Here is a 25,975-nt window from a genome sequence, read left to right on the forward strand (position 1 = left end):
ATCGGATCCGTCCTCGGAAAGGAGGCGTCATGCACGACGAGCGGATCGTCATCCTCAATGGCGCACGCACGCCTATCGGAAGTTTCGGCGGCACCCTGAGCTCAGTCCCCGCCCACGAGCTCGGAGCAACGGCCGCTCGCGAGGCGCTGCGCCGCAGCGGTGTCGATCCCGCCGAGGTCGACGAGGTCGTCATGGGCTGCGTCGGCCAGGTCGGCGCCGACACCTTCAACGCCCGCCGCGTCGCCATGGCCGCCGGCCTGCCCACCCACGTGCCGGCGTACACAGTCAACCGACTGTGCGGCTCGGGCTTGCAGGCAGTGTGGTCGGCTGCCATGCAGGTGCGCTGCGGCGACGCCGAGATCGCGCTCGCGGGCGGGGATGAGTCGATGTCCCGTATGCCGTTCTACGACTTCGGCGCTCGCAGCGGCTACCGGCTGGGCCACCGTGAACTCACCGACGGCACGCTCATGATGCTGACCGACCCTTTTCACCACGTCCCCATGGGAATCACCGCCGAGAACGTCGCCGAGAAGTACCACGTGTCCCGGCAGGAGCAAGACGAGTTCGCCGTCGAGTCGCAGCGTCGGTGCGCCTCCGCCTCGGCGAGCGGCATCTTCGCCGACGAGATCGTTCCGGTCGAGATCGCAGGTCGCCGGACACAGATCGTCAACCAGGACGAGCACCCCCGTCCCGGAACGTCTCTCGAGACCCTTCAGGCGCTCCGGCCGGCCTTCCGCGCCGGCGGCACCGTCACTGCGGGCAATTCTTCAGGCATCAACGACGGTGCCGCCGCGCTGGTCGTCGCCCGCGAAACCGCGGCTATCACACGTGGCCTCCGCCCCCTGGTTGCACTGGAAGCCGTCGCGGCTGCGGCACTGGAACCCGAGCTGATGGGCTACGCGCCTGTGCTGGCGCTGCGCAAGCTATTCGAGAAGACCGGCACAGCACCCTCCGACATCGACGTATTCGAGGTCAACGAGGCCTTCGCAGCGCAAGCTGTCGCCTGCATCCGCGACGCGAAGCTCGATCCGGCACGGGTCAACCCCCACGGCGGTGCGATCGCGCTCGGTCATCCGGTCGGCGCCACCGGTGCGATCTTGACTTTGCGGATTGCGCAGGATCTGGTTCGCCGCGACCTCGAGCTCGGCGTCGTCACACTGTGCATCGGCGGCGGGCAAGCCCTTGCCGCCATGTTCCGCCGGTTGTGACAGGCCAACGACCCAGACCAGTGAATGACTTGTTCCACACCGTTCCCGTCCAACGCAAACCAGCACACCACACCACACCTGGAGGTGGCCCATCATGAATGCTTCGGCCGAGGAGCGAAGGCCCGCGACGCCTGACCCTCCCACCACCGTCGAACACGTCTTCGTGCTGCTGCCCACGCCCGAGGCCGTTCGATCGATGCGCCACCGCGCGCGCACGATCCTCGAAGCGGAGGACCTGCCCCAGGACACCGTCCATGATGCGCTCCTGGTGATTTCCGAACTCACCACGAACGCTCTCTGCCACGCACTGCCGCCCGCCTACCTCCGCTTGTCCGTTCCGGAAGCCGATGGGCGCCGCATCGTGCGGATCGAGGTCACCGACTCGGGCCTGGCCTGTCGTCCCCACCTGTCCTTGGGCCGCAAGGATCCCGAGGAGCACGGCCGCGGCCTGGAAATCGTCAACGCCCTTTCCACGCGGTGCGGCAGCCGTGCCCACCGCGGTCGGAGCGTGCGGTGGGCCGAGCTGACCGCACCGCCGGACTCGCCCGCTGCAGGAGCTCCTTCCGGCCCGAGCGCAGGGATCAGGCCAAGGCTGTTGCTCCTGCCATCGGTGGGTGTCTGAGTACAGAGTGCCCAAGTGCGGGGCCCGGCACGGCCGCCGGCCTTGTGTCGCGTGCCGCAGGTGACTGCGGACCGATGGCGGACGAAGTGATCGCCGACGTGGCGCGATGCCTGCGGCGCGAGGTTCCCGGACTTCGGAGCAACCCGGATCTCGGCTGCAGGGCCTCGGCTTCATCGCCGAATTGGTGGTGAGTGAACATCACCCAGCTCGCCTAGCGCCGGCCACGCGCACGCCGGACCCTCGGGACTGGAGTCCGTCCCCTAGCTGAGCACCCGGCAGCTGAGCTTGAGGATGGGCCTGCGCGCCGACAAACAGTGGGTCGGTCACCCGGTCACGGCGCCTGCGCGGCTGCCGACCGCGGCAAGCAGAGCGAACACCAGCGGTTCTGATGCTTTCATCCCTTTCTCTGCGCAAGGCTGACACACGTTCCGCCGTCGTCAGTTCTCCCGGCGACCCCTGCCCGCGGCCGATCGCATCCTGCCTGACCAAGCCGCGCAGTCGCTCTGCGCTGACCACGAGTTCCCGGGCCACCTCGGTGACGGTCTTCCCGCAGGAGTGCACGAGGGCGACCGCGTCCGTTCGAACTCCTCCGCGCCACCTGCTGCGCCTGCTCCTGCTTCCCACCTGGCACTGCTTTCCCACTCGCCACCACCACGGCGGTCGCACAGAGGTCTGTGTGACCGCCCACGCAACGCCACTTCGGGACCGCAGGCAGCGCTGACGGTTGGTGAGATCAGTGCTGGGCGAACTGGGCCCGCGTCGGTTGTACGACGTTCGGCAGGACCGCGAGTCCGCTGACGGTCAGCTGTTCGCCATAGAGGTCGGTGACTCTGATCGCCTTGCCGCAGCCCTTGCCGTCGGCGGAGATGAAGTAGTTGAAGCTGGTGCGGGGCAACTCCCGCCAACCGCCCTCGGTGCGGACCTCCAGCCGTGCGACGGGGTTGCGGTGACCGATGACCTGGATGCCGCACCAGTAGGCGCTGGATCCGGTTTTGTACCGGATGGATATCGTGCCGATGGAGCGGGGGCTCACCAAGCTCCAGGTGATGGGGAGCCGGCCGACCTTGAGGTCGGCGAGTTTGGCGAAAGCCTGTTGGCTGAGGTCGATCTGCCCGGGGGCGCAGGGCAGAGGGCATTCATTGGTGATCCGTACCGTGATCGACTTGCCGTTGGCCGCGCGCACGAGCACGTACGCGCCGCAGGCCCTGGAGGTCTGATAGTCGGTGGTGTTCATCGCCGCGATCATCATGTCCGGACTCGGGCCGAAGAGACACGCCCCGTCCCCGACACCGGCCTCGTAGGCGGTCGCGACACCCTGGTAGGAGGTATGGGGCCGGATCCGCCCTGCCGCAGGGGGCGTGCTCGAGCCGCGCGACGCCTTTTGCGGGCCCTTGGCAGCGGACTTCGACGCCTTGGGGGTCGCGGTGGTCTTCGGGCTGGCCGAGCCGCTTGCACTCGGACTTGACGACCGGCCCGGCGTCGCGCTGACAGCCGCCGAGTCGGCGGTCTTTGGCTGAGTGGTCACGAGGGGGGTGGCCGCGGCCGGCCCCGCGTCGACCTCGTGGCCAGGGAGCAACGCCATGACCAGGTATGCGAGAACGCCTGCTGCGGTGACCGCCACCGTGGCGCCCAGCACGAGTCTGCGTCTGCGTCTGCGCTGCCGCGCGGCCTGCCTCGTCGTCATGATTACTTGTCCGTTCGGGATCGAGCCGATGGTGCACTGGTCAGTGGCCGCCCACGGCGAAAAGGTTGCCGACGACTTTGCGGGGCCCAGGCGCGCGATGGCGCGCGTACGAGCGGGCCTTCAGGCCGGGAGCGCTTTCGAGCCCTGGGCGGTCAAGTCCGGTGCAGAGCGGCGGGCGTGCTCAGGCCGAGTCGCGGACGGCCAGGGCGGTCCGGAGGATGACGTGGCGGTAGGCCACGGACGGCTCCTCCACGTCCTCCAGGAGCAGCCGCAACATGGCCCGGCCCATCTCCTCCAGCGGTTGACGCGCCGTCGTGAGCCGTGGCTTTGTGCGCTGGGCCAGCGAGAAGTCGTCGAAGCCGATCACGGCGACGTCCTGCGGCACGTGTCGTCCTGCCGTGCGCACGGCATGGAGAGCCCCGCGGCCGTCGTGTCGGACGCGGCGAGCACCCCGTCGATGTCCGGATGCCGCGCCAGCAGTTCGGTCATGGCGCGGCGCCCGCTGTCCTGCGTGAAGTGACTTTCGGCGACCGGGGTCCGCTCGCTGTCCAGATCGTCCAGGGTCCCCGGGACACGAGGTGGGAGACTGCGCTGCGGGCGTCCCCACGTTGTCCGCGCCGACGTAACTGACGCACTCGTCGCCCGAGCGGCGCCCCAGCATCACGGTCGGCAAGCGAGCCTCGGCGAGCATGTCCGGCAGCCACCGTGGCGGAACCGACCGGCGAGCCCACCGCTTGGACGGATCCCACACGGTTGAACCAGATCATGATCTCGGTGCGGTTCACGCCGTCGGTGCGCGGTGTCGGATCCAGTCAGACGTCGTAGGCGGCGTCGTAGGCCGCGCACCGCTCACAGAGCTGTAGGAGGTACTCCTGGGCGCGCTTGCGATGGAGCTGAGCCGGGCCGGGAGGTTCGTGCCCGGCGAACAGTTGGTGGAGTGGCAGCCGTCGTATACAGACAGGGACGACTTCGGGGCGCCGTTCGTCGGCACCGAGCCGTCGGCCTGGCTGATCCTGAAGCCCGAGTCCGTCGCGGAGATGCACTGAGGTGCACCGGTGCCCCAGCGGTTGTTCCGCACGACGTAACGTCCCTGGAGCGTGGTGGCGCCGGTGAGCAGCGCGGCCACCGCGGCCAGCGTGGTCAGCAGCGCACCGCAGAGCGCGAAGGTCAGCCCGAGCGATTCCTCCGTGACGGGCTGTGGAGGCCGCCCGTACCGGATCAGCACGGCCTGCCGTCCCGCGTCCTGCTCAGACAGAGCATCGCCTGTGCCGTTGTTTTCGTGATCCAGGATTTCGGCAACCGGTGTCCCGGTTCTTGACGTGTCCCTCACAACCTGAGTATGGTCCCCGAAATCCGAGCTTTTGAAACGTTTCAAGATGGAGATGCCGTGCTCCGCAAATGCGCGTTCCTGTCCGGACTCCTCAGGGGCACAGTCATATTCGCGGTGGTGGCAGGAGTGGCGGTCCTGCCGACTACGGTGTCCCCTGCGACCGCTGCCACGCCGGATGCGCCGTTTGCCGCGAAGAATCTGACCACCAACGGCCGAGTGAACCCGTTGGGCATGGGTGGTGAAGACCCGGTCTTCGGCTGGCAGTTGGCGTCCGCCCGGCGGGCCACGTCACAGCGAGCCTACGAGATCCAGGTCGGGCACACGCCGGGTTCAGCCGACGTGTGGGAGTCGGGCAAGGTGGCCTCCAACCGGCAGGTCGACGTCAGGTACGGCGGTCCCGGCCTCAAGGCGGCCACGCGCTACTACTGGCGCGTCCGGGCCTGGGACGACAAGGGAGCCGCGACCCGGTGGAGTTCGGACGCCTACTTCGAGACCGGCCTGCTGCACCCCGGCGACTGGGACGGCGCCCAGTGGGTCACGCGTCCCGCGGCTCCGAGCGAGCTGGACAAGTGGACCGACTACACGGCCACCGTCGACTTCAAGCTCGACAGCGCCGCCTTCGGCATGTTCCTGCGCGCCCCGGATGCGAGCAACGGCTACATGTGGCAGTTCAACGTCACGGGTCCGACCCCGATGCTGAGGCTGCACAAGCAGGTCAACGGCGGCTACTCCGTGCTTCAGGAGGTGGATCTCGCCCCCTACGGATTCACCGACGCGGACCTCCTCACCGGTCGGCACAGCGTCCGCTACGACGTGGTGGGCGGCACCATCCGCACGACCCTCGACGGCACGTTGGTCAACACCTTCACGGACTCCGCGTTCCCCAAGGGCTACATCGGCTTCCGTACGCACGCGTGCTGCGGCGAGAAGGGCACGGTCTATGACGCCGTGGTCACCGGCGCCGACGGAAGCACCCTGCTGAACACCGACTTCGCCTCCGGACGCAATCCGTTCAACGGCGGCGAGATCGTCGGCTCCGCCCTTGTGGTGTCCGGCACCACCGACGCGCTGTACGAACCTGCGCCGCGCCCGTTGCCGCTGCTGCGCAAGGAGTTCACCACCGAGACCGGCAAGAAGGTCGCCTCGGCGCGCATCTACGCCTCGGCGCTCGGCATCTACCAGTTGGAGCTCAACGGAAAGCGCGTCGGTGACCAGGTACTCGCCCCGGGCTGGACGAACTACCACCAGCGCATCCAGTCCCAGACCTACGACGTCACCGGACTGCTCGGCGACGGCGACAACGCGATCGGCGCTTCCCTCGCGGACGGCTGGTGGTCCGGCAAAGTCGGGATCGGCTGGAGCCGGCAGTACGGAAACACCCCCGCTCTGGTGGCCAAGGTGCGCATCGCCTACACGGACGGTTCCGTCCAGTGGATCGATACGGACGGTTCCTGGAAGGCTGCCGAAGGTCCCTATGTGAAGGCCGACCTGCAGGACGGCGAGACCTACGACGCCCGTCTCGCGCCCTCGGGCTGGAGCCGGCCGGGATTCGACGACAGCCGGTGGGAGTCCGCCGCGCTCCTGGAGTCGCACACCTCACTCCTGGTCCCGCAGAGCGACGAGCCGGTGCGTCAGACGCAGGTGCTCGAAGCCCGCAAGATGACTGAACCCGCCACCGGCACCTACGTCTACGACCTCGGCCAGAACATGGTCGGGGTGTCACGGCTGACCCTCACCGGTGCGGCCGGACAGACCGTCAGGATCCGCTACGCGGAGGTGCTCAACAAGAACGGCACGCTCTACACCGACAACTTCCGCACGGCCAAGGTCACCGACCGCTACACGTTCGCCGAGACCGGAACATCGACGTATGAGCCCACCTTCACCCAGCACGGGTTCCGCTACATCGAGATCACCGGGGTGACCGAGCCTCCCACCCTCTCCGACGTCCGGGGCGTTGTCTGGGGATCCGACCTCGCCGGCACCGGCACGCTCACGACCTCGGACGGCATGCTCAACCAACTGGTGAGCAACATCTCCTGGAGCCAGCGAGGCAACTTCCTTTCCATTCCCACCGACACGCCCGCCCGCGACGAGCGCCTGGGCTGGACAGGGGACATCAGCCTGTTCGCGCCGACCGCCAACTACCTGGTCGACACCCGGGCGTTTCTGTCCCACTGGATGGCGGACGTGCGCAACTCCCAGTACGCCAACGGTGACCTGCCCGCGGTCGTACCGACCCCACAGGGACAGTTCAGCGACAGCGGTGTCGGCTGGGACGACGTGATGATCACCGTGCCCTACCACGTGTGGCACTCCTACGGCGACACCCGCATCCTGCGCGAGAACTACCCCGCCATGCGGAAGTTCTTCCAGTTCGTGCGCGACAGCGCCGGACCTGACCTGCTCGAACCCGGCCGCACCACCTTCTTCACCAACGACTGGCTGAACCTCGACGACCCGACCGAGCAGGGCATCCTGGGGACGGCCTACTTCGCCGAGGACGCCCGCATGATGGCCGAAGCAGCCAAAGCCCTGGGGGACGAAGCGGCGGCCGCCGACTACCGCAAGCTTGCCGCCGACGTCCGAACCGCCTTCACCAACGCCTATGTCGCCGCCGACGGGACCGTGAAGGGCAACTCGCAGACGGGATACGCGATGGCCCTCGCCATGGACCTCGTCCCGGACCCCGCACTGGTCGAGAAGGTCGGCGAGAAGTTCGTGGCCAAACTGGCGCTCACCGACAACCACCTGCGCACCGGCTTCATCGGCACACCGCTGCTGCTGCCGGCGCTCAGCAGAATCGGCCGGGACGACCTGGCGTACAAGATGCTGCTGCACAAGGACTACCCCTCATGGGGCTACGAGGTCGTCAACGGCGCCACGACCATGTGGGAACGCTGGAACTCGATCATGCCCGACGGCAGCTTCGGCCCGGTCGAGATGAACTCCTTCAATCACTACGCCTACGGCGCTGTAGGCGACTGGATGTTCCAGAACATCGGCGGCCTCTCCGCGATAGAGCCCGGTTACAAGCGCTCCCGGATCGCGCCGGCACCCGGCGGAGACCTGACGCAGGGCTCCGGGAGCCTCAAGACCGTCTACGGCCTCCTGTCGTCGCGTTGGAACACCGACCATGGCGTCTTCGATCTGCGGGTGACGGTTCCGGTCAACACGGTCGCGGAGGTCCACGTCCCGGCCGAGAACCGGTGGGCGGTCACCGAAGGCGGCCGTCCGGCCGGCGAGGCCAGGGGAGCGCGGTTTCTCCGGATGGAGCACGGGGCTGCCGTGTTCGAGGTCGGATCGGGGTCCTACCGCTTCGTCGTCGACAACACGTGAACCGTGCCGGACGTGACAGCGGCGCACGGAGCGGGGGTGCGGACCTCCGGCGACCACATCGAAGAGGAACTACCAGAGCTTTCAGAGAACGCTCCCTGCGGGCTTGGTCCCTGACGGACGATCAGTCGCCGAACGCACGGAGAGGGACACATCCGTCCGGGTGCACAATCCGACAGCCGCAGCCGAGATCGCGAGCTTGCCCAGGGTCCTACCTCCTGGGCAGGCTCGCGTGAGGGGAGGGCATCCGGCACAACAGCGAGAGCGGAGTGCCGAGGCCACAGCGTCAGGTCCCGGTAGGCCTGGGCCGGTCACGGCTTGGCGTCGACCATCCGTGAGGACCTGTTCAGGGACGACAGTGGGCTCCGGTCCGCCAACCGGACTCGACGGACGCTCACCGTCGGCCACGTTCGCGCGCTCCCAGAAGGCGGCAGCGGTCTCCTTGCGTTCGTCGGTCAGGACCTCGCTATAGGCGAGCCGGGAGTGATCGTCGATGGCTGTGTGGACGAAGCTGTAACCGATCACGGGACTGCGGCTGTTGCGGACGTGGGTGGTGGCCTGCCGATTGCTGGCGGGCCATGATCCGATGTCTCCGCCGTCGGGGATGTTGCCGAGCTTCTTGATGTCGACGTGGACGAACTCACCGGGACGCTCGCGCTCGTATCGGCGGATGACTTGGCCGGTGGGCCGATCCATCCAGCGCAAGCGGTTCAGGCCGTGGCGAGTCAGGACGCGGTGGACCGTTGAGGCGGCTATACCCAGGATCGGTCCGATGCGTGCGGGGCCGAGCTTGCAATCACGCCGCAGCTCGCAGACGCGCTTCTCGACGTCCTTGAGGGTGCGATGCGGTGTGCTCCGCGGGCGGCCGGAGCGGTCATACAGGCCCGCGTCGCCTTCGGCGCGCCAGCGCCGGACCCACTTGTGGGCGGTAGTGCGGGAGATGCCCATTTCGGCCGCAAACGTGCGCCACAGGGCGACTGGCTCGTACCCGGCCGATCAGGGGGCGTCTGTCGTGGACGGTGAGCCGGGCGTTCGGGTGCGAACGAGGGCCTCATCAAAGTGGTGTCATGCGCAGGTGGGTCGGCGCGGGTGGGTTGTGTGGAGTGGGTGTGCGACAGCAGTCCGGCTTGGTCGTGACACACATGATCATCGGGGTGCTGATCCGGCCGCCCGGCGACTCGGTGCCCGCGGTGGTCGAGCACGCCGCCGGCGCCGGGGCATCGAGCCGGTCAGCCGGCGGCGCGTGTGTTACAGGAGGATGACGGTGCGCTCGCCGGGTGCGTCCTCGTGGGCCCAGGCCGCCTCGACCTGGTCGAGCGGGAACGGGTGCGGGCGCACGGCCATGCCGCCCGCGGCGATCGCGGCGACGAGTTCGGTGAACTCCCGCTGCATGACGTCCATGGGGACCGCTCCGATGCCGCTGCCCAGGACGCGGAATGCGTTGGAGCGCATGGCGTGTCCGGACAGTGTGATGGTGTCTCCGCCCATGCCGCCGATCTGTACCCAGTCGAGCAGGCGGGTGTGCTGGGTACGTGCCTCGAGGACGGCGCGCATGGCGAGTTCGGTGGGCGGCCCCCATACATAGTCGAGGACCACGTCGACCTCTGCGGCGGCCTCGGCGAGCGCGGCCGCGGTGGCGTCCTGGTCGGGGGTGAGTTGGACGATGTCGTCCGCGCCTTCGGCGGTGAGTTCGTCGAGGCGGGCGCGATTGCGGCCGGCGGCGATCACGCGCTCCGCGCCGAGGTGCTTGGCGACCTTGACGGCCATCGAGCCGGCGTTGCCGGTGGCGCCGTGCACCAGGACCGACTGCCCGGCCTGGAACGGGACGCGCGTGCGCAGCGCTGCCCACGAGGACAGGGCCGGGTTCATGGTGGCGACCAGGAGTGCGGGGTCGGTTCCGTCCGGGACGGGGATGGCGGTGGCCGGGTCGATGGCGATGCGCTCGGCCAGAGAGCCCGCGCCCATCGGCATGACGAAGGCGAGGCTGCCGTCGGCCCGGCGGACTACGGCGTCGGCGCCGGCCAGGGCGGGCAGCGTCGTGGGGCTGGTGTAGTGCTTGCCCGCGGCGATTCCCTTGGTGGCGCGGTGCACACCGACGGCGAGGACGTCGACCAGTTCCTGGCCGGGGGCAGCCTCGGGGGCGGGGACGGAGCGGAAGTGCGGCGGCTCGTCGAAGGACTCCACGAGCGCGGCGTTGATCATGGACATGCGCGTTTCCCTTGCTTGGTGCACGACTCCGATAAGATACGAAGTGGTTTCTTATTGCCTCAAGCGTACGGCGACGGGTTAAGATACGCAAGCGAATCTAAATGCATGGCGAAATGCCGTGAAAACGGACATGCGGGGGTAGCGGTGAGTGAGCGGCGTACGGCGGGCACTCCCACACGGCGCAGGGGCGCAGCCCTGGAGGACGCGATCACCGATGCCGCCTGGGAAGTGCTCGTCGAGCAGGGCTACAACGGCTTCACCTACGAGGTCATCGCAACACGCGCCGGAACCAGCAAACCGGTGCTCTACCGGCGCTGGCCACAACGCGAGGACCTCCTCATCGCCACACTCATCCGACACTGGCGTCCACTCGACATCCCCGACACCGGCAGCCTGCGCCAAGACGCCCTCACCCTGCTGCGCACGGTCAACGCCGAGCGGGCCCGCACGGTGATACTCCTGCGCATCCAGCTGGCGGACTACTTCCGCGAGACCGGCACCAACTTCAGCGACCTGCGCAGCCGCCTCCACCCCACGGACCAGCAGCCCCCCTTCGCGACGCTCGTCCACCGCGCCGTCGAGCGCGGCGAGCTTACGGATGTGCCGCGCCCCGAACGCGTGGTGAACCTGCCCTTCGACCTGGTACGCCACGACATGCTGATGACCATGGGCGCGGTGCCGGACGAGAAGATCGTCGAGATCGTGGACACGGTGTGGCTCCCCCTGCTCGGCCTATCACCCCACGGCACGCAAGCAGGACACTGAGCCCCCACAATGACGCACCACCACAACTCCCGAGCCCTATGAACCCTTGCCCTGGGTGTCAGGCATTGCAGGCTTGGCTCGCAATACACCTTCAATCGCCAGCGGAACGAGGCTGAGGGGAGCCCTCGCAGCACCAGTTCGGGCGCTTCTGCGCCCAGGTCGCAGCGCAGACTCCCAGCTCGACCACGGCCGCCCCACAGCGCAAGCACACCCGGCATCAGGACCAAGAACTCCGTCCGATTTCTCTGTCCGCAACATGCCGCTTCGGCCGACGCCTCAGCCGCACTGGTCCCGTCAACAACGCTTGTGGTCAATACAGCCAGGGGACGCCGAAGGCGCCCCATCCAGCACCGGCGCGGCTGGGCAATGAGCCTCGACCGGCACCGCGGCTTGCCTGACGCCCTCGATGCTGCGTCGGGCGGCTACTCCCGAGAGCGGAGGACGCGGCCCGCAGTCCCTCGATCACGTCGCCGCGGACACCAGGTCAGTGGGGTGCGGTTACGCACCCCACTGACCTGGTGTCGCAGGGAGTCAGCCGGCCGTCGGCGGTGTCTTCGGTGCCCGCAGCAGGGCGCCGATCGCCGCGGCGACCACGACGACGCCCATGGCGATCAGGGAAGCGGACAGGCCGTCCATGAAAGCGCCCTTGACGCCGTCGGCGAGGGCCGCACCCCGGCCGCCGAGCTGATCGGCGACGTGAAGGCCGGCGGCTGCCGAGTGCCGTACGGACTCGGCGGCCCCGGTGGGAAGTTGGTCGACGGAGCCGGGCCGGGAGGACCGGTAGTGGCTTCCGTAGATCGAGCCCATGAGGGCGATTCCGCCGCCGAACCGATCTCGCGGGTGGTGTCGTTCATGGCGGACGCGACACCCTGCTGCCCCCGGCCCAGGGAGCCCGTGATGGCCGCCGTGCCGACGGCGCCGCTCAGGCCGATACCGAAGCCCGCCAGGATCAGGCCGCCGAGGAAGGGCAGGTAGCCGGAGTCGACGCCGAGGAAGGAGATGACGTACAGGCCCAGGGCGAGCAGGAACAGGCCGACGGACATGACCGCCTTCATGCCGACCCGGTGGACCAGATGCGGGGTGACCATGGATGTGGGCAGCACCGCCAAGGCGACCGGGACGAGGGCGACGGCTGCCTTCAACGGGCTGTAGCCCAGGATGAGTTGCAAGTACTGCAGGCCGGCGAAGAAGAAACCGAAAACGGCCATGAACTGCACCAGGACGGTGATGGCGCCGGCCCTGAAGCCTCGGATGCCGAACAGGGCGGGATCCAGCAGCGGGTGTTCGGTGCGCAGACCGAGGTAGGCGTAGGCGGCGAAGGACGCGGCCGTGACGACGAAGGCGCCGATCACCACGGGCTCGGTCCAGCCCTGCTCATTGCCCTCGATGATGGCGAAGACCAGGGTGCCGATGGCCACGGCAGTGGTGATCGCTCCGGTGACACCGGGGTGGTGCGGGTGGGCGTCCTTGGTATTGGGGGCCAGCAGGGCGGCGGCCAGTGGCTGTCTGTCGTGGCCGCGGGCATCGAGGGCAACATGGTGCGCGCAGACGGGGCGTACGGGACGTGATCTTCATGGCGGGCGTCAACGACATCAACAACGATCCCTCCCGCACCGCGGACCAGTTGGTCCCCGGGTACCAGGACGCCCTCGCGCAGGCGCAGGCGGCCGGCGTGCGGATCATAGGGGGCACGATGCTGCCCTTTTCCCGGCCTGCGACAGCGGCGACCACGTGCACCCCCACGACGCCGGAATGCAGGCCATGGCCAACGCTGTCGATCCGTCCGCGCTGCGGTAGACGCGCTCGGGCGGAGGGGGCCGAGTGCACGACTCGTTCAGGTGACGATCCGGCAGGGAAGCCTGCTCAGCCCGTGCAGGGTGTTGTTCACGATGAACTCGGGCCGGCCGATCTCGAACCGGCGTACCCGTGCCAGGAGTGCTGTGAGGAGGGCGTGTGCCTCCAGCTTGGCCAGGTTCTGGCCGACGCAGCCGTGGATGCCGACGCCGAAGGTCAGGTGATCGGAAGGCTTCCGCATGATGTCGAAGCGCTCCGGGTCACCCCACTTGCGTTCGTCGCGATTGGCGGAGGCGTACATGACGGCGACACGATCACCCGCGGGGATGGTGACACCGTCGCACTCCCACGCCCTGGTGGTCACCCTGCTGAAAACGGTGACCGGTGACGCGATGCGCAGGATTTCCAGGTAGGCGGCGGGCACCAGGGAGGGGTCGGCCCGCAGGGCGTCCCACTGGTCGGGGTGTTCGGCGAACAGCCGGACGGCGGCCGCCAGGGAGAGGATCGTGGTGTCCATGCCCGTGGCGAGGAACGCCATCATGAGGGTGACCGCGGCGTTCTCGTCGATCTCGCCCGAATCGACCGCTTCCCAGACGCGGGCGCCGAGACCGCCCTCGGCAAGCCGGTCCCTGGCGGCGGTGGTGCTGACGTAGCGCAGCAGAGCCTGCTGCTGTCGCATCGCGGCAGGTGTCCGCTCTCCGAAGGCACCCAGGCCCTCGAAGGTGGAGGCACCGAACTCAAGGAGCTGGTCGCGGCCTTCCTCGGGAAGGCCGATGAGATCGGCGACGAACCTCGGAGTGAATGCCTCCGCGAGGTCGGACACCGCGTCGAACTCCGCACCCGTCGCCAAGCGGTCGACGATGTCTTCCGCCGCGGCGGTCACCGAGGGGCCGAGGTCCCGCAGCGCCCGGGGCATCAGCATCCGGGAGAGGATGACGCGCAGGGTGGTGTGATGAGGGGGGTCTGAGGCCAGCACGCCGCCGGCCATGAGCTCGTTCATTTCGGCCGTGAAGCCCACACCGGATGCGGAGCTGAACGTCTCGTGATCACGCAGCGCGGCATTGACCTGCTCGTAGCGCGGCAAAGCCCACGCGTTGAACCGGTTGAGCCGCACGACCGGTCCCGCGTCCCGCAGGCGTGAATACACCGGATAGGGATCGAGAAGTGTGTCCGTGGCGAAGAGGTCGACGTCGCTTGAGGGCAGGGTCGTTGGGGGCATCATCGGCTCCGAGGTCGACGGCCGCCGTGTCAGCCGGCGCGGCTGTCACGGGGTGCATCCGCTGTGAGTGCCGTGCTTTGTCCGGGCGTGGCGGCACGGGGAGGCCGGCCGCTTCGCATGGCGCTCGCTGTTCCCTCGATCATGCGCACCGCCATGGGCCGGGGTCCAACACCGAATCGCGCACGTAATAATCGAAGGTTGCGATTCATCGATGTCCCATGGCGGCAACAGCGCAGCTGCTGACCGGAGCTGGTCAATCGTCATCTTCGATGGCTGTGTGCCAGCATCCGTGTTGGACTTCAGGGCCCGCTGAGCAGCATCATCAGCGAGGGACAGCAACATCGGACAGACGGCCTGCGGGATCCGTCGAGAGTGTTGTTTCGCCTCATTGCGCATGGATTCGATTCCCGCCGTCGCTCCAAGACGGACGAAGTTGCCTCGACCGCCCGAGCGGCCCCGGCCCGCAGTCCACCGCCATGCACGACAAAGAGATCCGCACCACCGTCACCTGGGCCGTGTGGTGGTGCGAAAACCCGACCTCGCGGACCGTGCCCGGGCCGCCACCTTCCTGACTATGGAGCCGCCCCCATGCCCATCACCCGTGAACTGCTGATCGACGGCAAGGAGAAGGGTGCGCGATCCGGGCGCACCACGCCGGTCATCAATCCCTCCACCGGACAGATGTACGCCACCGTGGCCGCGGCCGGCGTCGAGGACGTCAGCAGCGCCGTCGACGCCGCCCAAGCCGCGTTCGAGGACTGGGCGAAGACAGACCCGTACACGCGTCGGGCGATCTTCGGCAAGGCCGCCGACCTGATGGAGCAGCGGTGCGAGCACATCGTGGACCTGATGGCCGGTGAGGTGGGCGCGACCCGGGTGTGGGCCTCGTTCAACGTGACACTGGCTGCGGCGCTGCTACGCGAAACAGCCGCTCTGATCACGGCCCCGCAGGGAGAGGTGCTCACCACCCAGCACGACGGCACCCTCAGCCTCGCGGTGCGCGAACCCCTGGGCGTGGTAGCCGCGTTCTCGCCCTGGAACGCCCCCGTCATTCTCGGAACCCGCGCGGTTGCCGCCGCTCTCGCCGCCGGCAACACGGTCGTATTGAAACCGAGCGAAGTGGCTCCTCTGTCCGCCGGGCTTCTCATCGGGGACCTGCTGCGTGAAGCCGGACTGCCCGACGGGGTCCTCAACGTCATCACGAACGACCCCGCCGACGCTCCGCACATCGCCGAAGCCCTCATCACCGATGCGGCGGTCAGGGCGGTGAACTTCACCGGCTCGACGCACGTCGGCCGGATCATCGGCGCCCATGCCGCGCGCCATCTCAAGCCCGCGCTCCTGGAGCTGGGCGGCAAGAACGCGGTCATCGTCCTGGACGACGCCGATGTGGACTACGCGGTCGACGCCGCCGCCTTCGCGGCGTTCATGAACTCCGGGCAGATCTGCATGTCCGCCGACCGGATCCTCGTCCACGCGTCGCTCGCTGAGGAGTTCACCGCCAAGTTCACGGCCAAGGTCGCCGCCCTGCCGTTCGGCGATCCCACCGACCCGGCCACGGTGATCGGCCCGCTGGTCAACACCGACCCCGACCAGCGATGCGGGCTCTACGCGGCTCGCCGTGTCGCCGCCCTGGTCGAGGACGCGGTCGCCAAGGGTGCCACCGTACTCGTGGGCGGCGAGATCAAGGAGGCCTCTCACCAGGCGACCGTCCTCAGCGCGGTCCCCGCCCACGCCGACCTGTACGGCGCGGAGACGTTCGGGCCGCTCTGCGTCATCGACACTTTCGCTACCGACGACGAGGCCGTCGCGAAAGCCAACGACACCGACCAGGGACTGACCGCCGGCATCATCACCGAGAACGGCACGCACGGCCTGCGCGTGGCCCGAAGGCTGCGGACCGGCATGGTCCACATCAACGACCAGTCCGTCGCCGACGATCCCCAAGCGCCGTTCGGCGGTGTCGCGTCCTCCGGTTACGGCCGTTTCGGAGGCCGCTGGGGCATCGAGGCCTTCAGCAACACGCGCTGGATCACTCTGGCCACCCAGCACGCCTCCTACCCCTTCTGAGCGTTCGGCGACGGGCCGGCCACATGGGCCGGCCCGTCGCGGGCGCGCTGACCGCACAGCGGACAGGAAGCAGGATGATCTCGACCACCGCACCCGTCTCCGATGTCACCTCTTCGACGACCAGGTGCGCAACGCTCCCTACCTCGTGTACGAAGAGGTGCGCGATCTCGGGGCGGCGGTCTACCTGTCGCGCCACGACTGCTGGGTGCTGCCGCGGTACGCGCAGGTACGCGCTGCGTTGGGGGATCACGAACGGTTCTCCCCGGTCGACAGCGTCGGCCTGGAACCGGCTCTGAACCGGCGGCGGCCGCGGTGGGCCTCTCGCCTCCGACCCGCCCGAGCACGACGTGCTGCGCGGTGTCCTGTCGGAGAGCCTGGCCCCGCGCCCTCGCCGACTGCGGACGGACATCGGCCGCCGGGCCGAAGCGCTCGTCGCTCCGCTCGTGGACGCCAGACCTTCGACGTGGTCGGGGACTTGGCCCGCATGTTCCCCGTGACCGTCGTCGCCGACCCGGGACAACCAACGCCATCGGCAGCGGTCTGTGACTGCTCGCGGAGAGACCCGAGGCGTGGCGGGCCGCGAGAGGAGCGCAAGCTCGTGTCAGCAGGGCCAGGGCGCTGGGCAGGTCGTTGAACCGGGCGCCGTCGGCTTGGCCCATCACGTACGAGGACGTGGTGATCCCGGAGCAGGCGTAGGTAAGCCTGCTGTTCGGATCGGTGAACCGGGATCCCCGCAAGTGGACCGACCCCGACTGCTTCCAGGTCGACCGAGCGCCGATGGACCATGTCGGCTTCGGATACGGCGTCCACGGTTGCGCCGGCCAGGGCCTGGCGCGCATCGAGGCGCAGGCGGTCTTCCCGCCCTGCTTGACCGCGTCGACCGCATCGAACTCGCCGGCCCGCCACGCCGGCACCTGAACAATGTGATCCGCGGGCTGGACAGCCTGCCGGTCACCGTGACCACCAGAAGGGTGTGACCGTGAGCATCGAACTCATTCCTGGCCGCTGTGAGGGACACGCTGTGTGTGAGGCCATCGCACCGGAGGTGTTCCGGGTGGACGACGACGGAATGGTGCAGCTGGTTGCCGGCGGCGACCACGACGACGCAGCCGCCCTGGCGGCGGTGCGTTCCTGCCCGGTCGCGGCGCTTCGGACCACGTCATGAAGCGGATCGTCGTCGTGGGTGGCTCGATCGCGGCGGTGACCGCGGCGAGCTGGCTGCGCGTGCGGGGCTTCGAGGGGACGGTCACACTCCTGAGCGCGGAGAAGGAACAGCCCTACACCCGCGTCCCCCTGTCCAAGACGGTGCTGTCCGGTGAGGCGACGGATGCCTCCACCGCGCTGCCGCCCCTCGACGACAGCGTCGTTGTGCGGCTCGGGACCCGGGCCGTCTCGCTGGACACCCAGGCCCGTCGGGTGGTCGTCGACAACGGCGAGCCGGTGCCCTACGACGGCCTCGTGATCGCCACCGGGGGGCGGGCCAGGCGGCTGAGTCCTTCCGGCATGTCGGGTGAACGGGTGCTGCGCACGCTCGCCGACTGCGTGGCGCTGCGCGAGGACCTGGCACGCGCTCGCAGCGTCCTGGTCGTCGGAGCGGGGCTGTTGGGCATGGAGATCGCGTCAACGTGCCGCACCCTCGGCCTGCAGGTCGCGGTCGTCGACCGGGACCCTCCGCTGCGCCGGGTGCTCGGGCCCGTGCTCGCCGGAGTGATCACGGATGCCGCGCGGGAGCACGGAGTGGTACTCAGGACGGTGCCCGGCGGCGTGCGGCTGGTCGGATCCCACACGCTGGAGGGTGTCGACGCCGACGGTGACCTTCTCACGGCCGACGTGATCGTGTCGGCGGTCGGGGACGTACCCGCTGTCGACTGGCTCACCGGCTCCGGCCTGGCGCTCGACCGCGGTGTGGTCACCGACTCCCGCGGCCGCGTCGCGGACGGCATCGTCGCGGCGGGGGACGCGGCGGTCGTCCGTGGGGCAGGCCGCCGCCCGCACTGGACCAACGCCGTGGAGCAGGCGCGCGTCGCGGCGGACGCGCTCCTGGGAGAGGAAGCGGCCGTGGCGTCGCTGCCCCCGTACTTCTGGACCAACCAGTTCGGCGTCGAGGTGAAGGTCGCCGGGGAGCCGGCCGGCCTCGGCGAACCGGATCTGGTCGACGTCGACGGCCGTTCCCTGCTCCTGCGCTGGTCAGCCGGTGCGGCAGCGACCGTGAACCACACGGTGCCGGTCCGTAAACTCCGGCAGCTTGCATCCGCCACGTGATAGGGGCGTGAGCACAGGGCGCTTCAGAATATGGTCGCCTCGCGGCAGTAGAGGGCGAACGAGCGGGAGGGGTCATAGAAGCCGCCGGTCTCGTCGGACCGTTCCCGCAGCGAGCGCTCGTACGAGGGGAAGTGGGCGAGCGCCTCGTCCTCGGAGGCGTAGTAGAGAGCGGAGACTCCCGCGTAGACGGTCTCGGTCCCGCCGAAATGGCGCAACGCTTCCTCGGCTCCCGGTACCTGACGGTGCCGGACCCATCCGCGTACCGTCTTGGCCTGCGGGCTCTCTTCGGCAATGACTTGCTCATGAGCGGTCTGCCAAAGGTCGATGACGTCGTCTTGTTGCAGCTGTGGTGCTCCGCGAACGAAGTGGAGCACCTTCACGGGGGCTGTGCCGTTGTCGGATGCTGGTGGCGGCACCAGGACCTCGGATCGCGTCAGCAGGGCCAGGGCGCTGGGCAGGTCGTTGAACCGGGCGCCGTCGGGGCCGATGACGTCACGTGCGTACGGGTCGGACATCGTGGCTGCCAGCCCGCCCATGTCGTCGAATCGGAGCTCGGTGACGGCGTCCCGGCCGAATACGGTCAGGTAGGACAAGTCCCCCTCGACGCCGAAGGACGCGTCGAACACATGGTTTTGGACATAGCTCCTGATCTGGAGGGGATTCGCGGCGGCCAGCGGCCCGTGCACATGGTGCAGGTGCCGCAGGAACGCCCGGTGTGTCATGCCCGGCTTGCGGCGGATGGCGGCGATCAGGGTCAGCATCGTTCTCCGTTCGGGAAGGAAAGCAGGGTGGTACCGCAGGCGTGAACCCCGCGGTACCGACCTGGACGGGCGGCTCAGGCGGCCATCTGCCGTACCGGCTCCGGGACGGCCGCCGTCCGGCGGCGGGCGGCGAGGCCGAGTGCGGCGGTGGCGCCGGCTGCGGCGAGGGCGAGCACCCCCATGGCGTTCGTCAGTGTGCCGACGGCGGAAGTGAGGGCGAGGGCCACGAGCGGGCAGAGGAACTGGCCGAGGAAGAAGGACCCTGTCCACAAGCCGGTGCCGCGGCCGCGGTCGGCGTAGTCGAGCTTGGACATGGCGAGAGTGAGCAGGCTCGGCAGCATGATGCCGCCCCCGAGGCAGGTGATGACGGCACCCAGGGTCAGCACGACGGGGCCGGGGGCGAGCCAGACCACTGCGAAGCCGAGCGCGCACAGGCCGAATGCGGTGGGCAACCACGCCTGCGGGTTGCGGCCGGCCTTGGCGAAGAGGGCCGAGCCGGCCACGATCGCGGCACTGGTGGTGGCGGTGGCCAGCCCGATCACGCCGGAGTTGCTCACGCCCATGTCGTCCAGGAGGAACGCCATCTCCACCTGGAGGGTGTAGAAGAGGACGGCGCCGAAGACGGTCAGCGCGCAGGTGCCTGCCAGCGGGCGCCAGGGGAAGGACCGCCTGGCTCTCGGCTCCGGGAGGGTGTGGTGAGCGCCGGCCTGGCTGGGCCGGGGCAGGAATGCGGCCATGGCGGGCGCGAGCAGCAGGCTCACGGCGTAGGCCCAGAACGGCATGCGCCAGCCGGCCGATCCGGCCGCACCGCCGAGTACGAAGAAGACCGTGGCGGAGATCGCAGCGCACATCGTCTGCATCGCGAGGTAGCGGTCGCGTTGCCGGCCGGAGTAGTAGTCGCCGAGCAGTGTGGTGCAGCAGGTCATGATCGCGGCTTCTGCGACGCCGACGAGTGCACGGCTGGCGACGATGGCGACGAGGGAGTCCAGCCACAGGGGAGCGGTGCCGAGGACGGCGTACACCACGGTGGCGGTGACGAGGATGCCTTTGCGGCCGAGCCGGTCCACGAGGACGCCGGCGAAGGGGGCCAGCAGGGCCAGCGACAGGGCGGGGACCGTCAGTGCCATGGGGACGAGCACCTCGACGCCCGGGACGTCGGCGAAGTGATCGCGCATCTGCGGCAGGACGGGGGCGATGAGCACGGCCCCCAGGATGGGCAGACAGGCGCCGGCCATCAGCAGCAGAAGGCGCAGCCGGTGTCCGGGGCCGGAGACGACCTGCTCGGACGGGGCGTTCGCGTCCGCCTTGGACGGCGGGGGCGGGGGCACGGGTGCGGGCATGCGTGATCTCCACGGGGGGTGTCGGGAGGGGACGGGATGGTTCGGCCGTGGTGGCCTGGCCGCCGGATACCTGTGAGCAGGTTGGCGTGAGCGGCGCCGATGACAGCCCGATGTCACGGCGGGCCGGCTCGCCGCGACGCCGGGCGCGGTCCCGGCGGCGGCTGACACTGCGGCTAGGACGTCGGGTTGAGACGACTATCGGGCACCGAGGAGGGCCTGCCTAGCCCTCGTCCGATCGAGATCGGTCATGCGGATCATCCGGTTCCTGGATGCCGGGTACGCGGACGTTCGCTTTTCCGAAACGCCGTGGTCAGGCGGCCGGTTCCTGGGGTCGGTTCGCCGCGCTGCCACCTGATCGGGCCCGGCCGTGTCACGACGTCGACCACGCGAGGCTCGGACAGCGGTCCGTTACCGCTCGCCGGCCCCGGTCGCGGCCGGCACCTCCTCCAACCCCGGTGCTCCCCGCCCGGGCAGGCGGGTGAGCGCGAGACGCAGGAACGCCTGGGCGGCGGGAGAGGCCGGGGCAGGGTCGCGATGGGCCAGGGCCAGGGGCTGGAGGGCCTGTGGGTCGTCGAGGCGCAGGATGCAGTCGGCGTGATCGGCCGGGACGATGGCGTCCGCCACCGGGCGGGGTACGACGGTCACCCCGATGTCCTCGAACGCCAGCGAGGCGAGGTCGCCCGCGCTGCGCAATGCGCAGACACCCCGGCGACGGGCCCGCGCGCGCTCGAACGCGGCGTCCACCTGTGCGCGCAGGCCCGTGTCGGGAACGCATTCGAGGAAGCGTTCGTCGGCCAGCTCGCTCAGGTGGGTGACACCGGCCCCGCGCAGCCGGTGCCGACGGCCCACGACTGCCACCAGCGGCACCACGTTCAGCAGGTGGTACGCGATGCCCGGGGGCAGCTGGTGCTCGTGCAGGGCGACGACGGCGATCTCCAGTTCACCGGTGAGGAGCTGGGAGGTGGCGTGCACACCGTCGGAGTCGAAGAGCGTGACCTCGACCGCGGGATAGGCTTCCTGGAACTCCCGCAGCAGACCGAGTTGGTCGATGTTCCCCGCCGTGAGCGTCACCGAGCCGATCCGCAGCCGCCCGCGCACGGGCCCGTCGAGCGAGGAGATCTCGGCGTGCATCTCCTGGACAGCCGTCAGCACCCGCCGCGCGCAGGCGACGAAGACCTGCCCGGCCTGGGTCACGCGGACGCTGCGGCTCGTCCGCTCGAAGAGCCGGGTCCCCACCTCCCGTTCGAGCTGGGTGATCTGGTGACTGAGCCCGGACTGGCCGATGCGGCAGCGCGCGGCGGCCCGGGTGAAGTTGAGCTCGTCGGCGATGGCCACCGCGTACTCCATCTGCCGCAGATCCATCGCATTCTCCGATCATTTCGTGCGTGTTTCAGTGTTGGACGCCGGACGCGCCACCTGGACATGATGGGCAGCACGAGCTCGTCGAATCGCCTTCATCGGATTCCGGTGCTCGGTCGCCCAGAGGAATCAATCACATTCTTCGCTTGATCCGACCTTGCCACAGGGGAGAGAGCCATGGCCACTGCAACGACGCAGCCCGACGGGACACCCGGGCAGCAGCCCGTGAGCACCCAGCCGCCTCCGGACACCATGCAGTTCCCGGACACGCGGCACTTCCAGGGGTTCTTCGCCCCGTCGCGGATCGAGGCGGACGTCTACGACCTCGAGGTCGAGGGCCGTATACCCCCCGAGCTGAACGGCGCCTTCTACCGCGCCGCCGCGGACACCCAGTACCCTCCGCGGTTCGCGAACGACGTGTACATCAATGGCGACGGCATGATCCACATGGTGCGGTTCGACAACGGCCACGCGGATCTGAAGACGCGCTACGTCCGCACCCAGCGCTTCCAGCTCGAACGCCAGGCCCGCCAGGCCCTGTTCGGTGCCTACCGCAACCCCTACACCGACGATCCGTCGGTGGCCGGCGTCGACGACGGAAACGCCAACACGTCGATCATCTGGCACGCGGGCAAGCTTCTCGCGCTCAAGGAGGCGGCCCTCCCGTACGAGCTGGATCCGGCCACGCTGGAGACCAAGGGCGTCTACGACTTCTCCGGCCAGATCCCGGGCCGTACCTTCACCGTGCACCCCAAGCACGATCCGCGCACCGGCGAACTGATGGCCTTCGCTTACAACGCGAGCGGCCTGCCGGACAAGGAGATTCACATCCACCAGATCGCCGCGGACGGCAAGGTCACCCGGACCCAGACCTTCGAGGTGCCGTACTCGTCCATGGTGCACGACTGGCTGGTCACGCGGGATCACCTGGTCTTCACGATCTCGCCCATGGTTGCCGACCCGGAGCAGCTGAAGAGGGAGGAGCAGTATTTCGTCTGGGACCCGAACCGGGAGACCTACGTTGCGATCATCCCCCGCGACGAGGGCGTGAGCGGGATCAAGTGGTTCCGCAGCGAGCAGCTCATGGAAACTCATTCCCTGAACGCCTGGACGGACGGCGACACGCTGGTCGCCGACCACTTCACCACCACGTCGGGCTGGTTCTCCCAGTTCCCGAAGACGACCGTGGGCTTCCTGCCCGAACAGCCGCCGTTCCTGCACCGCTGGACCTTCGACCTCACCCAGGGTGCCTCCCACTGGGACGACGCCACCGACACCTACCGCAGCGAGAAGCTGCTTTCCTCGCCCGGTGACATGCCCCGGGTCGACCCGCGCGTGCTGATGGAGAAGAACCGGCACGCCTGGGTCGGCGGCATGCACCCGGATGTGCCGATGGCCGCGATCGGACCCATGGGCCCGCCCTTCAACTCCCTCATCCACCGCGACGACAGCACCGGCGCGACGGCGTTCTGGACCCCCGGCGAGCACGCCGCGCCCGAGGAGCCGGTGTTCGTACCCAAGTCCGCGGACGCCGCCGAGGGCGAGGGCTATCTGCTGGCGCTGGTCGGCCGGCGCGATCAGATGCGGCACGACCTGGTCGTCCTGGACGCCCTCGACATCGCCGCCGGCCCGATCGCCACGGTGAAGATCCCCTTCCGGCTCCGGTACGGCTTCCACGGCACCTGGGTGCCGGCGGCCGAACTGGGAAGGTGAGCACGTCCATGCGACTCACCAGGTGCGGCCACGCCTGCGTGCGGCTGGAGCAGGACGGCGTCGTCATCGTCATCGACCCCGGCAGTTACGCCGACCCGCGCGCGCTCGACGGTGCCCACGCCGTGCTCGTGACCCACGAACACGTGGATCACTTCGCCGAGCCTGTACTGCGTGCGGCCGCGGAGGCCGACCCCGGCCTGCGGATCTGGGCCGACCGAGCCGTCGCGGACCAGCTGGCCGGGCTCGGCGGCGGCCGGGTCACGGTGGTCGGTGACGGGGACGCCTTCGACATCGAAGGCGTGGGCGTCGAAGTGCACGGAGAACTTCATGCCGTGGTCCATCCCGACCTGCCGCGGGTCACCAACGTCGGCTTCCTGGTGGGGGACGGCGACGCGGGCGTCTTCCACCCGGGCGACGCCTTCACCGTGCCCGCCCGCCCGGTGGACACCCTCCTGCTGCCCGTGCACGGCCCGTGGTCCAAGACGGGCGAAGTCATCGACTACGCCCGTGAGATCAAGCCCCGCAGTGCCGTGTCGATCCACGACGGCGGTCTCAGCGAGAGCGGAAACGCGCTGGCGGACCTCATGCTGCAGGCGTGCCTGCAGGACGTCGGGACCGACTACCAGCGTGTGGCTGCCGCCGCGGGAATCGAGTCCAGGTGATGGCCGTGTCGACGCAGACACAGAGGCCGTCCGCGGGGTGGCTGGGCCTTGAGGGGCGCGGTGCGCTCGTCATCGGAGCAGGCGGACTGGGCGCTGCCTGCGTCCGGGGTCTGGCGGAAGCCGGGGCACGGCTGACGGTCGTCGACGCGGACGAGGCCCGCCTCAAGGCCCTGCGCGACGATCCGGCCTGCGCGGCCGCCGTCGTACGGACCCTCACCGCGGACCTGACCTCCTCCGAGGCGTGCGAGCGGGCGGTCGCCGAGGCGGCCCGCGAGCTCGGTGGCCTGGATGTGCTGGTGCACGCGGTGGGCACGAATGACCGGCGTCCCGTGGTGGAAACGCCCGACGAGGTGTGGGACCGCATCCTGACGCTGAACCTGTCCACCGCCTTCTGGACGGGACGCGCCGCGGGCCGACTGATGCGCGAGGCCGGACACGGCAGCATGGTGTTCTTCTCCTCCGTCTCCTCGCTGCTCGCCCACCGCCATCACGGCCCGTACGCCGCCTCAAAGGGCGGCCTGGACCAGCTGGTGAAGGTCATGGCGCGTGAATGGGCCGCCGACGGCATCACCGTCAACGCCGTTGCCCCGGGCTACACGGAGACCGAGCTGACCCGCGCATACCTGGCACAGCCCGGCATGCGGGAGGAGATGACCAGCCTGGTTCCCGCCGGGCGTTTGGGACAGCCGCAGGACGTGGTCGGAGCCGCCCTGTTCCTCGCCTCCCCCCGCGCCTCATACATCACGGGACAGGTGCTCTACGTGGACGGCGGCCGCACGCTCGTGTGACGCCCTGCCCTCTTTGGCTGAACCCGGAAGGGAGTGCGGATGCCCGCACGCATCGCCGGCCGTCTGCCCGGTGAACTGGACGAGCAGCAGGCAGAGGTGTACCGGGCCATCACGGGCGGCGCCCGGGCCACAGGACCGCAGGTGTTCCCCCTCACCGACCAGGAGGGCCGGCTCAGGGGACCCTTCAACGCCATGCTGCTCAGCCCGCCGGTCGGAATGGCCCTACAGGAAGTGGGGGCGGCGGTGCGTTACGCGTCGGTCCTGACCGACCGCGTGCGCGAGATGGCGATCCTGGTCGTCGCCGCCCATTGGAACAGCACCTTCGAGTGGGAGGCCCACGAGGCGGTTGGCCGTAGCTGTGGCCTGACCGACTCCGAACTGAGCGCACTGCGCGCAGGCGAACTGCCTGTCCTCTCGGACCCGGCCGAGCGCGCTGCCCTGCGCGCGGCGCTGGCGCTGACCCGAGCCGGCGTTCTCAACGACCGGGAGTACTACCACGCGGTGGCCGAGTGGGGAGAGCGGGGACTGTTCGAGCTCACGTCCCTGGTCGGCTACTACGCCCTGCTGGCCCTGCAGTTGCGCGTTTTCGCGGGAGAAGAACCAGACGGCTCCTGCGCCCGACCCCAGACCGAAAGCGGAGCATGATGAAGCTGATCACGTTCGACGACGGACGCGTGGCAAGGCTCGAACTCGAAGAGCGGCTGGTGCTTCCACTGGAGGTGGCGAGCACGCGGGAGTACTTCGAGCGTGACGGCCGGGTGAGGGAGAGCGGGGAGCGGCTGGCCCTGGCCGACGTGACGCTGCGGGCGCCGATCGTGCCGAAGAAGTTCTTCCACACCTCCGGCAACTTCCGC

Annotated in this window: 20 protein-coding genes and 4 pseudogenes; 13 read left to right on the forward strand and 11 right to left on the reverse strand. The window is 69.2% G+C overall.

The annotated features are described in order from the left end of the window. The first annotated feature begins 29 nt into the window (after nucleotides 1–29). Both ACYF6T_RS20535 and ACYF6T_RS20540 read left to right on the forward strand, forming a co-directional pair. The gene (locus ACYF6T_RS20535; RefSeq protein WP_461698245.1) at nucleotides 30–1,208 is read left to right on the forward strand and encodes a thiolase family protein; all 1,179 of its coding nucleotides are present in this window, start codon (nucleotides 30–32) and stop codon (nucleotides 1,206–1,208) included. Between the two features lie 94 nt (nucleotides 1,209–1,302). Next, complete coding sequence (locus ACYF6T_RS20540) at nucleotides 1,303–1,830, forward strand: ATP-binding protein (RefSeq protein WP_461698246.1); 528 nt, start codon at nucleotides 1,303–1,305, stop codon at nucleotides 1,828–1,830. Nucleotides 1,831–2,028: 198 nt separating this feature from the next. Here ACYF6T_RS20540 and ACYF6T_RS20545 read toward each other — a convergent pair whose 3' ends face one another. The 4 genes and pseudogenes from ACYF6T_RS20545 to ACYF6T_RS20560 form a co-directional block, all read right to left on the reverse strand. Then, entirely contained in the window at nucleotides 2,029–2,496 is a 468-nt protein-coding gene (locus ACYF6T_RS20545; RefSeq protein ID WP_461698247.1) for a transposase, read from the reverse strand. Between the two features lie 67 nt (nucleotides 2,497–2,563). Next, entirely contained in the window at nucleotides 2,564–3,514 is a 951-nt protein-coding gene (locus tag ACYF6T_RS20550) for an expansin EXLX1 family cellulose-binding protein (RefSeq protein WP_461698248.1), read from the reverse strand. Nucleotides 3,515–3,695: 181 nt separating this feature from the next. Next, a pseudogene (locus ACYF6T_RS20555) lies at nucleotides 3,696–4,214 on the reverse strand (LacI family DNA-binding transcriptional regulator); the annotation flags it as partial. Nucleotide 4,215: 1 nt separating this feature from the next. Then, nucleotides 4,216–4,685: pseudogene (locus ACYF6T_RS20560) on the reverse strand (GH12 family glycosyl hydrolase domain-containing protein); the annotation flags it as partial. 168 nt (nucleotides 4,686–4,853) lie between these two features. On the opposite strand from ACYF6T_RS20560, the gene ACYF6T_RS20565 reads away from it, so the two are divergent. Beyond that, nucleotides 4,854–8,183 carry a family 78 glycoside hydrolase catalytic domain gene (locus tag ACYF6T_RS20565; protein ID WP_461698249.1) on the forward strand — a complete coding sequence of 1,110 codons (3,330 nt, stop codon included), beginning with the start codon at nucleotides 4,854–4,856 and terminating at the stop codon, nucleotides 8,181–8,183. A gap of 327 nt (nucleotides 8,184–8,510) precedes the next feature. Here ACYF6T_RS20565 and ACYF6T_RS20570 read toward each other — a convergent pair. Beyond that, a pseudogene (locus tag ACYF6T_RS20570) lies at nucleotides 8,511–9,180 on the reverse strand (helix-turn-helix domain-containing protein); the annotation flags it as partial. Between the two features lie 248 nt (nucleotides 9,181–9,428). After that, complete coding sequence (locus ACYF6T_RS20575; RefSeq protein ID WP_461698250.1) at nucleotides 9,429–10,388, reverse strand: quinone oxidoreductase family protein; 960 nt, start codon at nucleotides 10,386–10,388, stop codon at nucleotides 9,429–9,431. Between the two features lie 144 nt (nucleotides 10,389–10,532). On the opposite strand from ACYF6T_RS20575, the gene ACYF6T_RS20580 reads away from it, so the two are divergent. Further along, the gene (locus ACYF6T_RS20580) at nucleotides 10,533–11,153 is read left to right on the forward strand and encodes a TetR/AcrR family transcriptional regulator (RefSeq protein ID WP_461698251.1); all 621 of its coding nucleotides are present in this window, start codon (nucleotides 10,533–10,535) and stop codon (nucleotides 11,151–11,153) included. 611 nt (nucleotides 11,154–11,764) lie between these two features. On the opposite strand, the gene ACYF6T_RS20585 is transcribed toward ACYF6T_RS20580, so the two are convergent. Together ACYF6T_RS20585 and ACYF6T_RS20590 are read right to left on the reverse strand one after the other, a co-directional pair. Continuing rightward, nucleotides 11,765–12,571, reverse strand: coding sequence for an MFS transporter (locus ACYF6T_RS20585; protein ID WP_461698252.1), 807 nt, complete (start codon nucleotides 12,569–12,571; stop codon nucleotides 11,765–11,767). Between the two features lie 416 nt (nucleotides 12,572–12,987). Continuing rightward, on the reverse strand, nucleotides 12,988–14,169 hold the full coding sequence (locus ACYF6T_RS20590) for a cytochrome P450 (RefSeq protein WP_461698253.1): 1,182 nt from the start codon (nucleotides 14,167–14,169) through the stop codon (nucleotides 12,988–12,990). A gap of 585 nt (nucleotides 14,170–14,754) precedes the next feature. On the opposite strand from ACYF6T_RS20590, the gene ACYF6T_RS20595 reads away from it, so the two are divergent. The 4 genes from ACYF6T_RS20595 (at nucleotide 14,755) to ACYF6T_RS20610 (ending at nucleotide 18,498) form a co-directional block, all read left to right on the forward strand. Continuing rightward, the gene (locus ACYF6T_RS20595) at nucleotides 14,755–16,236 is read left to right on the forward strand and encodes an aldehyde dehydrogenase family protein (protein ID WP_461698254.1); all 1,482 of its coding nucleotides are present in this window, start codon (nucleotides 14,755–14,757) and stop codon (nucleotides 16,234–16,236) included. Between the two features lie 717 nt (nucleotides 16,237–16,953). Further along, nucleotides 16,954–17,154 carry a cytochrome P450 gene (locus ACYF6T_RS20600; protein ID WP_461698255.1) on the forward strand — a complete coding sequence of 67 codons (201 nt, stop codon included), beginning with the start codon at nucleotides 16,954–16,956 and terminating at the stop codon, nucleotides 17,152–17,154. Between the two features lie 61 nt (nucleotides 17,155–17,215). Then, a complete protein-coding gene (locus tag ACYF6T_RS20605) occupies nucleotides 17,216–17,401 on the forward strand; it encodes a ferredoxin (protein ID WP_461698256.1) in 186 nt (61 codons plus the stop codon). Further along, complete coding sequence (locus ACYF6T_RS20610; protein WP_461698257.1) at nucleotides 17,398–18,498, forward strand: NAD(P)/FAD-dependent oxidoreductase; 1,101 nt, start codon at nucleotides 17,398–17,400, stop codon at nucleotides 18,496–18,498. Before ACYF6T_RS20605 ends, ACYF6T_RS20610 begins: the two co-directional genes overlap by 4 nt. 23 nt (nucleotides 18,499–18,521) lie before the next feature. Here ACYF6T_RS20610 and ACYF6T_RS20615 read toward each other — a convergent pair whose 3' ends face one another. The 3 genes from ACYF6T_RS20615 to ACYF6T_RS20625 form a co-directional block, all read right to left on the reverse strand. Continuing rightward, a complete protein-coding gene (locus ACYF6T_RS20615; RefSeq protein WP_461698258.1) occupies nucleotides 18,522–19,259 on the reverse strand; it encodes an EthD domain-containing protein in 738 nt (245 codons plus the stop codon). A gap of 74 nt (nucleotides 19,260–19,333) precedes the next feature. Next, nucleotides 19,334–20,599, reverse strand: a complete 1,266-nt coding sequence (locus tag ACYF6T_RS20620; RefSeq protein WP_461698259.1) for an MFS transporter — start codon at nucleotides 20,597–20,599, stop codon at nucleotides 19,334–19,336. A 408-nt stretch (nucleotides 20,600–21,007) separates the two neighbouring features. After that, entirely contained in the window at nucleotides 21,008–21,961 is a 954-nt protein-coding gene (locus ACYF6T_RS20625) for a LysR family transcriptional regulator (protein ID WP_461698260.1), read from the reverse strand. A gap of 174 nt (nucleotides 21,962–22,135) precedes the next feature. Here ACYF6T_RS20625 and ACYF6T_RS20630 point away from each other — a divergent pair, with 174 nt between their 5' ends. The 5 genes and pseudogenes from ACYF6T_RS20630 to ACYF6T_RS20650 all read left to right on the forward strand — a co-directional run. Continuing rightward, a complete protein-coding gene (locus tag ACYF6T_RS20630) occupies nucleotides 22,136–23,671 on the forward strand; it encodes a carotenoid oxygenase family protein (protein WP_461698261.1) in 1,536 nt (511 codons plus the stop codon). 8 nt (nucleotides 23,672–23,679) lie between these two features. After that, nucleotides 23,680–24,333 (forward strand): MBL fold metallo-hydrolase, encoded by a 654-nt coding sequence (locus tag ACYF6T_RS20635; RefSeq protein WP_461698262.1) that lies wholly within the window; start codon nucleotides 23,680–23,682, stop codon nucleotides 24,331–24,333. Then, entirely contained in the window at nucleotides 24,333–25,121 is a 789-nt protein-coding gene (locus tag ACYF6T_RS20640; protein ID WP_461698263.1) for an SDR family NAD(P)-dependent oxidoreductase, read from the forward strand. Before ACYF6T_RS20635 ends, ACYF6T_RS20640 begins: the two co-directional genes overlap by 1 nt. A 39-nt stretch (nucleotides 25,122–25,160) precedes the next feature. Beyond that, entirely contained in the window at nucleotides 25,161–25,766 is a 606-nt protein-coding gene (locus ACYF6T_RS20645; protein ID WP_461698264.1) for a carboxymuconolactone decarboxylase family protein, read from the forward strand. Next, a pseudogene (locus ACYF6T_RS20650) lies at nucleotides 25,763–25,975 on the forward strand (fumarylacetoacetate hydrolase family protein); the annotation flags it as partial. The gene ACYF6T_RS20645 and the pseudogene ACYF6T_RS20650, both read left to right, overlap by 4 nt.

The sequence above is a fragment of the Streptomyces sp. 7R007 genome (genome assembly GCF_054850255.1).

What these genes read in the sequence shown, in the direction of transcription:
- ACYF6T_RS20625 (WP_461698260.1), bottom strand. Translation starts at nt 21,961, where the DNA reads ATGGATCTGCGGCAGATGGAGTACGCGGTGGCCATCGCCGACGAGCTC.
- ACYF6T_RS20590 (WP_461698253.1), bottom strand. Translation starts at nt 14,169, where the DNA reads ATGATGCCCCCAACGACCCTGCCCTCAAGCGACGTCGACCTCTTCGCC.
- ACYF6T_RS20595 (WP_461698254.1), top strand. Translation starts at nt 14,755, where the DNA reads ATGCCCATCACCCGTGAACTGCTGATCGACGGCAAGGAGAAGGGTGCG.
- ACYF6T_RS20630 (WP_461698261.1), top strand. Translation starts at nt 22,136, where the DNA reads ATGGCCACTGCAACGACGCAGCCCGACGGGACACCCGGGCAGCAGCCC.
- ACYF6T_RS20620 (WP_461698259.1), bottom strand. Translation starts at nt 20,599, where the DNA reads ATGCCCGCACCCGTGCCCCCGCCCCCGCCGTCCAAGGCGGACGCGAAC.
- ACYF6T_RS20565 (WP_461698249.1), top strand. Translation starts at nt 4,854, where the DNA reads ATGGTCCCCGAAATCCGAGCTTTTGAAACGTTTCAAGATGGAGATGCC.
- ACYF6T_RS20550 (WP_461698248.1), bottom strand. Translation starts at nt 3,514, where the DNA reads ATGACGACGAGGCAGGCCGCGCGGCAGCGCAGACGCAGACGCAGACTC.
- ACYF6T_RS20635 (WP_461698262.1), top strand. Translation starts at nt 23,680, where the DNA reads ATGCGACTCACCAGGTGCGGCCACGCCTGCGTGCGGCTGGAGCAGGAC.
- ACYF6T_RS20645 (WP_461698264.1), top strand. Translation starts at nt 25,161, where the DNA reads ATGCCCGCACGCATCGCCGGCCGTCTGCCCGGTGAACTGGACGAGCAG.
- ACYF6T_RS20540 (WP_461698246.1), top strand. Translation starts at nt 1,303, where the DNA reads ATGAATGCTTCGGCCGAGGAGCGAAGGCCCGCGACGCCTGACCCTCCC.
- ACYF6T_RS20535 (WP_461698245.1), top strand. Translation starts at nt 30, where the DNA reads ATGCACGACGAGCGGATCGTCATCCTCAATGGCGCACGCACGCCTATC.
- ACYF6T_RS20615 (WP_461698258.1), bottom strand. Translation starts at nt 19,259, where the DNA reads ATGCTGACCCTGATCGCCGCCATCCGCCGCAAGCCGGGCATGACACAC.
- ACYF6T_RS20610 (WP_461698257.1), top strand. Translation starts at nt 17,398, where the DNA reads ATGAAGCGGATCGTCGTCGTGGGTGGCTCGATCGCGGCGGTGACCGCG.
- ACYF6T_RS20575 (WP_461698250.1), bottom strand. Translation starts at nt 10,388, where the DNA reads ATGTCCATGATCAACGCCGCGCTCGTGGAGTCCTTCGACGAGCCGCCG.
- ACYF6T_RS20640 (WP_461698263.1), top strand. Translation starts at nt 24,333, where the DNA reads ATGGCCGTGTCGACGCAGACACAGAGGCCGTCCGCGGGGTGGCTGGGC.